General features: G+C 69.7%; 5 protein-coding genes. 3 read left to right on the top strand and 2 right to left on the bottom strand.

Going from position 1 to position 7,587, the window contains the following annotated elements; translation table 11 throughout:
• Positions 1 to 87: 87 nt before the first annotated feature.
• Entirely contained in the window at positions 88 to 1,353 is a 1,266-nt protein-coding gene (locus tag ACIRDX_RS18535; RefSeq protein ID WP_396626922.1) for a glycosyltransferase, read from the bottom strand.
• A 139-nt stretch (positions 1,354 to 1,492) separates the two neighbouring features.
• On the opposite strand from ACIRDX_RS18535, the gene ACIRDX_RS18540 reads away from it, so the two are divergent.
• Both ACIRDX_RS18540 and ACIRDX_RS18545 read left to right on the top strand, forming a co-directional pair.
• On the top strand, positions 1,493 to 2,404 hold the full coding sequence (locus ACIRDX_RS18540) for an NDP-sugar synthase (RefSeq protein WP_396626923.1): 912 nt from the start codon (positions 1,493 to 1,495) through the stop codon (positions 2,402 to 2,404).
• A 5-nt stretch (positions 2,405 to 2,409) separates the two neighbouring features.
• The gene (locus tag ACIRDX_RS18545; RefSeq protein WP_396626924.1) at positions 2,410 to 3,522 is read left to right on the top strand and encodes a mucin desulfatase; all 1,113 of its coding nucleotides are present in this window, start codon (positions 2,410 to 2,412) and stop codon (positions 3,520 to 3,522) included.
• A gap of 161 nt (positions 3,523 to 3,683) precedes the next feature.
• On the opposite strand, the gene ACIRDX_RS18550 is transcribed toward ACIRDX_RS18545, so the two are convergent.
• On the bottom strand, positions 3,684 to 4,904 hold the full coding sequence (locus ACIRDX_RS18550; protein ID WP_396626925.1) for a PmoA family protein: 1,221 nt from the start codon (positions 4,902 to 4,904) through the stop codon (positions 3,684 to 3,686).
• Positions 4,905 to 5,194: 290 nt separating this feature from the next.
• Here ACIRDX_RS18550 and ACIRDX_RS18555 point away from each other — a divergent pair.
• Positions 5,195 to 7,587, top strand: a 2,393-nt coding sequence (locus ACIRDX_RS18555; protein ID WP_396626926.1) for a TonB-dependent receptor, incomplete at its 3' end; no start/stop codon positions are given.

Below are 7,587 nucleotides of genomic sequence, written 5' to 3' on the forward strand. Positions count from 1 at the left end.
CTCACGACACGTAGTTCATTTCACTGAGCCAGGGCACCTTGCCCACCCCCCGCCGCGCCGACCGCCATCGGCGCGCGGGGACCATCCTCAGTGCGTCTGCAGGTCTGCCGCCAGTCGATCCAGCCCCACGAGCGCGGGATTGCGCCGCTGCGCCTCACGGCAGGCCCGCAACGCCAGGGCCCGACGGCCGCGCCGCGCGTGCGCGGTCGCCTCGGCCATGTGCCACAGGTCCTCGCGGAGCAGGGTCCGCTCCGCCCGCAGCACCCCGAGGAAACGCAGCGCCTTGTCCGGATCGGCCTCGAGGAAGCTGTCCCAGAACGCCCACGCGCGCGACTCGCTCACCAATGCCTTCAACTGCGGCGTGATTGTCGACAGGCGCTCCACGTACGTGTGGGACTCACGCACGCAGGCCGCGCCGCGGGCACCGATCGCGGCCCGCGTCGCCTCGTTGCCGAGCACGCGCGCGACGACGGCCGCGGGTGATTCGTCGCGGTCGATCACCACCAGGTGCTCGCCGGGCGTGAAGATCGTGCTTGCCTCCTCGGCCTGATCGGTCACCACGACGCAGCCGCAGGCCATCGCCTCGAAGACACGCATGTTCAGGCTCGCGCGGCCATGCGCCCGCGTCACGTTCAGCGTGACCCGTGCACGCTGGTAGATCTCGCGCAGCCGGTCGCGTTCGGGCACGAAGCCGCGATAGCAGCCGGCCAGGGCGGGGTCCGCCGTCCAGATGGCCTCGTCGTAGCCGTAGATGGCGAGCCCCTGCGGCGCGACCTCGCGGAGGGCGGCCTGGCGCTCGGGCGTGGGCCCGCCGGAGAACACCACGGACACGTCGCGGCCGCCGTCCTCGGCGGGGGGAAAGAACATCGCCTCGTTGACCGCCATCGGCAGGTACTCGGCGGCCACCCCGAACCGATGGAGATCGGCCACCGCCTGCCGGTCCCAGCAGAACACGCGCACGTCGGCGCGCTGGGCCCGCGCGATCCAGGGAGCGGTCGCCGCGTCCACGGGCCGGTCGAACGGCGCCCCGAAGTCGTAGAAGAAGCAGGCGACGGGGGCGCGGGCGGCATCGGCCAGGGTCCAGGCGTCGCCGGGCAGTTCCGTCGTGTAGGGCGGGACGATCGCCTCGATCCCGTAGCTCAGGACGAGATCGGGAGCGAACGCGCGCACGTCCTCTGCGACGCGCGCCAGGATGTCCCGATGTGCCTCCGCGCTGTCGGGCGCGATGGCCTGGTGCAGCGCGTCGAAGTCGACCCAGTGGACCACGTGGCCCAGGCGGCGAGCCGCCTCGGCCAGGTCGAAGGCGACGAACCGGGCGAAGCTCCGCTGCCGGATGGAGACGAGCACCTTCATGGGCTGGACCTTGGCGCGGTGCGGCGAGCGGGCAAAGTGGTGTACAACACGGAGGGCGAGCGGGGCGATCCCGGGCGGATTATTCGCGCTCGACCGTTCGCGTGCAAGTCCGGACCCCGGACCTTTTCGAACCGAGCCGATGACTCCGACCCTTCTCGTCCTCGCTGCCGGCATGGGCAGCCGTTACGGTGGCCTCAAGCAACTCGACCCGATGGGGCCGCACGGCGAGACCGTGATGGACTACGCCATCTTCGACGCGCTCCGCGCCGGCTTCGGCAAGGTCGTGTTCGTCATCCGCCGCGATTTCGAGGAGGACTTCAAGCAGCAGGTCCTGTCGCGGTATGCGGGGCGCATCGACGCCACGTACTGCTTCCAGGACATGGACACCCTCCCCGGCGGGTTCACGCGGCCGGCCGAGCGCACCAAGCCCTGGGGCACCACGCACGCGATTCTCGCGGCCCGCGACGTCATCACGACGCCCTTCGCGGCCATCAACGCCGACGACTTCTACGGGCAGCACTCCTACCAGGTGCTGCACGACTTCCTGGCCGACCCGGCGCGCCAGCAGCAGCCCACGCACTACGCGATGGTCGGCTTCACGCTGCGCACCACCCTGTCGCCGCACGGCACCGTGGCGCGTGGTGTGTGCGTGACCGACGCGCAGGGACACCTGGCGTCCATCCGCGAACTGACCAAGGTGCTGCCGGTCGGCGATCACGTCGAGAACCAGGACGGCACGGTCCCGCCCGAAGTGCTCACCGGCCTCGAGCCCGTGTCCATGAACATGTGGGGCTTCACGCCGGCGCTGTTCCCGCAGATCGAGACGGCCTTCGAGGCCTTCCTCGCGCGCGACGGGCAGGACCTCAAGTCCGAGTGCTACATCCCGGCGACGGTCGACGTGCTCATCGATGCCGGCCAGTGCGTCGTCGACGTGCTGCCGACGACGAGCCGCTGGTTCGGCGTGACGTACCGCGAGGACAAGCCGGGCGTCGTCGCGGCGATGGCCGACCTGGCCGCCAGTGGCGCCTACCCCGCGCCCCTGTTCGGCTGACGCGCATGGCGCAGGGTCCGCCACGCGACCTGCGCGCCATCGGCGCGCGCTTCGTGATCCCCGGCACGCCGCGCACGGCCGTGGCGTACGGCAGCGGCCACATCAACGAGACGTACGCCGCCACGTACGATCAGGCCGGCACGCCGGTGCGCTACGTCCACCAGCGCATCAACCACCACGTGTTCCGTGAGCCCGAGCGGCTGATGGACAACGTGGCGCGCGTGCTCGCGCACGCCGCGACCCGCGTCGCCGACCTGCCCGACGCATCGCGCCGCGCGCTGACGCTGGTGCCCGCGCGCGACGGCCGCCCGTTCGTCGTCGACGACGAGGGGGCCATCTGGCGCACGTACCTGTTCATCGAGCGCACGCGCACCTACGACATCGTCGAGACCCCGGCGCAGGCGGAGGCGGCCGCGCGGGCGTTCGGCACGTTCCAGGCCCAGGTGGCCGACCTGCCGGGGGAACGACTGCACGACACGATTCCCGACTTCCATCACACGCGACGCCGCTTCGACGCGTTCGTGCGGGCGGTCGACGCCGATGCGTGCAACCGGGCCATCGAGTGCCGCGACCTGATCGACGTCGCACTCGCGCACGAGGCCGATGCCGATCGCCTGCAGACGGCGGCGGAGACCGGCGCGGTGCCCGAGCGGGTCACGCACAACGACACGAAGATCAACAACGTGATGATGGACGAGGCCTCGGGCGAGGCCCTGTGCGTGGTCGATCTCGACACCACGATGCCCGGGCTCGCGCCCATCGACTTCGGGGACATGGTGCGCACGGCGACCAACGCCGCCGCCGAGGACGAACCCGACCCGTCGCGGGTCGCCTCACGACCGGAGATGTTCGAGGCGCTGGTGCGCGGCTACCTGTCGTCGGCGGGCGACTTCCTCCTCCCCACCGAAGTCGAGTGGCTGGCCTTCGCCGGCCAGTTGCTGGCGTACGAGCAGGCGATCCGGTTCCTCGGCGATCACCTGCAGGGCGACACCTACTACCGGATCCATCGGCCGGGCCACAACCTCGAGCGGGCCCGCGCGCAGCTCGCGCTCATGACCTCGATCGCGAAGCAACGCGACGCCTACGAGGCCATCGTCGGCCGGTACGCACGCGGGTAGCGGTCCGGACGCCGGGCACCGGGTCTCGGCGTGCTCCAGTGATGCCCGTCGGCCATGGCCGACGGCTACGAACAGGCGTGCGCGGGAGAACCCCTCGGCCTGCGGCCGTATTGGAACGGCACCGCCGACGGTTCGTAGCCGCCGGACTTGTCCGGCGGTCCCTACTCCACCCGCGCCCGTACCGGCGTCGCCCAGGCCTGCCAGATCGCATCGAGGCGCGTGGCGTCAGGCGCACCATCGAACACCACGAAGCGGTACCGCTGCCTGAACGGCTCGCCGGGACGCAGGCGGAACGCGCCGGCCTGCTGCGGCGCGAAGTTCAGGAACGGCTCGGTCGGGTGGATGCGCACCGGCTGTGGCGAGTGGACGTTGTCGGGATGCGACAGCATCGCGATGCCGGCGCGCTGGCCATCGATGAGTCCCGTCATCGCCATCCAGGTGGCCCGCGTGCCATGCCCCGTGGTCCTGGTCCGCCCCGTCGAGGTGAGCACGGCCACACCGTCGGCGCCGTCCCACAGGTGCCTGCCGCGCATGCCGACGCCGCCGTACCGATACGGCGGCAGGTCGAGCGGCGAGTTGCCCGTCAAGGCCTGGGTCGTCTCGAGGTCGAAGACGTGCCATGGCCGATCCCCGGCGGGCCAGGCATAGGCCACCACCCTCCAGTCCTCGAGCAGGACCGTGGTCGGCGTCGGGGCCGAGAGGTCCATGTAGCGGTGGCGGGTGTCGAAGCCGGCGGTGAGGGGCCCCGACCAGGTGCGGCTGAGTCGCTCGAACTCCACGGTGCCCGTGCGGTCGCCCATGTTCCAGAAGTCGGGAGCGCGGCCATCGACGCTCGTGCGGGTCCATGCCGCCCAGATGCCGTGATGATGGCGATGGTTGGGCGGGTAGTCCTCGGTGACCCGTCGCCCGCCGGGCGTCATGACGGGATGGAGGTAGCCGCCACGTGTGAACACCTGGTCCACGCCGGGCGGGAGGGGACGAGGCTCACCGATGTACGTGAAGGCGGGGCGCCCCTCGATGGTCACCCGCACCTGCGAGACGTCGCGGGTGGCGCTGACGCGGTCGGTGAGGGCCGGGCGCAGGGCCGGTTCGATGCGGAACACCGTGGTGGTGCCCGCCCGGAGCCGGGGCAACACGGCCCAGGCTTCCCGATAGGGCCCGATCTGGAGCGGCACGACCTCGTCGGCGTCCTCGCGGCGCAACTGCAGGTCGGCCCCGCGTACCTGCGACGGCAGTTGGACCTGCACCCACGCGTCAACGCGATCGACTTCGCCGGCCTCGACGACCAGCCGCGGCAAGGCAGACGTCGGAGTGACGGGCTGGGATGCGCCGACGACGAGGCCTCCCAGGCCGAGGCCAAGCACGAGCCACAGAAGTCGCATGGCGGGAGCGTAGCCCAGACAATCTCCAAAAACCCGGAGAATCGGCGTCCAAGACTCCGGAGAACGAGGGCCGTCGGATGGAACCGCGAGCGGGCGTCCTCACGGCAGTCCTTCCAAGTGCCACTGGAGATGCCACTTACGGCTCTACTACGCCAGCTCACCCATTTGTACTAGCTGTGGCCTGAACGTTGCAGTCCAGTACGTCGCTGTCGGTCCCCACACCCCGTGCACCTTCGGAGGTGTGTTTGAAGTCTGCTCGAACCCTTCTGGCCAGCGTCCTCGCCCTCGTGGTGGCCGCCTTGGTCGTCCTGCCCCCGGCTCCGGCCGCGGCGCAAGCACTGTACGGCACCGTTGCCGGCACGGTCGTCGATGACTCTGGCGCAGCCATTCCCGGCGCCACGGTCACGGTCGTGAATCAGGGTACCGGTCTCGAGGTCAGCGGTGTGACCGACGAGACGGGCGCCTATGCGATCCGCAACCTGCAGCCCGGCACCTACACGGTGAAGGCCTCCCTGCAGGGGTTCAAGGAATACATCCAGACCGGCGTCCCGGTGGCGCAGAACGACACCTCGCGCGTCAACGCGAAGCTCGAGGTCGGCGCCCTCACCGAGTCGGTGACGGTCACGACCGAGGCCGCCCTCCTGAAGACGGACAAGGCGGACGTGTCGGTGAACCTGAAGCCGGCCGACGTGGTCAACCTCCCGCTGAACCAGTACCGGAACTACCAGGGCCTGATGAACCTGGTGCCCGGGGCGACGCCGGTGGGCTTCCAGAACGCGCAGACCGACACCCCGGGCCGCGCGCTGACGACCAACGTCAACGGCACCAACCGCAACAACAACGTGACCCGTATCGACGGCGCGGCCTCCATCAACGTGTGGCTGCCGCACCACGTCGGCTACGTGGCCCCGGTGGAGACGATCGAGACGGTCAACATCTCGACCAACTCGTTCGACGCCAGCCAGGGCATGACGGGCGGCGCGGCGGTCTCGGTGGCGACCAAGTCGGGCACCAACGAGTTCCGTGGGTCGGCCTTCTACTTCCGCAACCAGGACGAGTGGAACGCGCGGCAGGCCTACTTCTCGGCGGCCGACAATCCGAACTCGAGCGTCGACATCCTCGGCGGCACGGTGGGTGGCCCGATCAAGAAGAACCGCCTGTTCTTCTTCGGCGGCTGGGAGCGCAACCTCGAGAAGAACTCGCGCATCTCGATCCTGACGGTGCCGACCGCGAAGATGCGCAACGGCGACTACTCCGAGGTGCTGGCGTTCAACCCGAACTTCCGCATCTACGACCCGGCGACCGGTGACCCGGCCACGGGCGCGGGCCGCACGGAGTTCCCTGGCGCGCAGGTGCCGGCCAACCGCTTCAGCTCGATTGGCCAGTCGTTGATGAACCTCTACCCGCTCCCGAATGCGTCCGGCACCAACAACGGCACGCAGAACAACTACGAGCGGCAGGAGTTCCCCGAGGCGACGCGTGACAACTTCGACGTCAAGGTCAACTGGAACCGCACGGCGGCCAACCAGATCTGGGCCAAGTACTCGACGATGGACGCCTCGGTGATGGACCTGTACTACCTGCCCTACACCACGCCGGGCGGCGGCGACACGACCGTGAAGGTCGCGTCGGTGGGCTCGACCTACACGATCACCCCGACCCTCATCTGGGACGCCACGTTCGGCTACAACAACATGGTGCACGCCTCCGAGGGGCCGGACCTGGTGGACGGCAACGTCGGCCTGGCGCTGGGCATCCCGGGCACCAACAACGCCGGTGTGACCGGCCCCGGCTCCACGGGCGAGTACGTCGGCTTCTACGCCGGCATGCCCGCGTTCAACCCGGGCATGTCGACGCTCGGCAACAACGCCACCTGGACGCCGGTGACGCGTGACGAGGTCAACTACACGTTCTCGACCAACGTCACCAAGGTCGCGGGCAAGCACGAGATCCGTTCGGGCTTCGACTACGTGAAGCTCGGCCTCGATCACTGGCAGCCCGAGATCAACAACCCGCGTGGCAACTTCAACTTCGGCGGCGGCATCACCGGCACGCCGGGGTACGCAGCGCTGGCGTGGAACAACCTCGCGGCGATGCAGCTCGGCCTGATGAGCGACTTCGGCAAGTCGGTGCAGTTCGAGAAGATGACGGGCCGTGAGAACCAGTTCGGCGTGTACATCAACGACCGCTGGCAGGTGAACGACAAGCTCACGGTCAACGCGGGCGTGCGCTATGAGTACTACCCGCTGATGAGCCGCGAGAGCCGTGGCATCGAGCAGCTCAACCTCCAGACGTTCAACGTCGCCCTCGGCGGCGTCGGCGGCAACCCGGAAGAGCTCAACGGCCTCAAGCCGTCCAAGGGCCTGTTCGCGCCCCGCCTCGGCGCGGCCTACCGCCTCAACGACGACACGGTCATCCGCGCCGGCTACGGCCGCACGTTCAACCCGATGCCCTGGTCGCGCCCGATGCGCGGCTTCTACCCGCTGACCATCGCCTACTCGGGCGCGGGTCCGAACGGGTTCATCCCGTACGGGTCGCTCTCGGCCGGTATCCCCGGCGCGCCGAACCCCGACGTGGCCAGCGGCAACGTGCCGCTCCCGCGCGGCGTCGACATGCGCTCCCCCGAGGCCGGCAACATCGAGCGCGGCACCATCGACTCGTGGAACGTCTTCGTCGAGCGTCG

Source organism: Luteitalea sp. (genome assembly GCF_044337415.1).
Lineage (GTDB): Bacteria > Acidobacteriota > Vicinamibacteria > Vicinamibacterales > Vicinamibacteraceae > Luteitalea.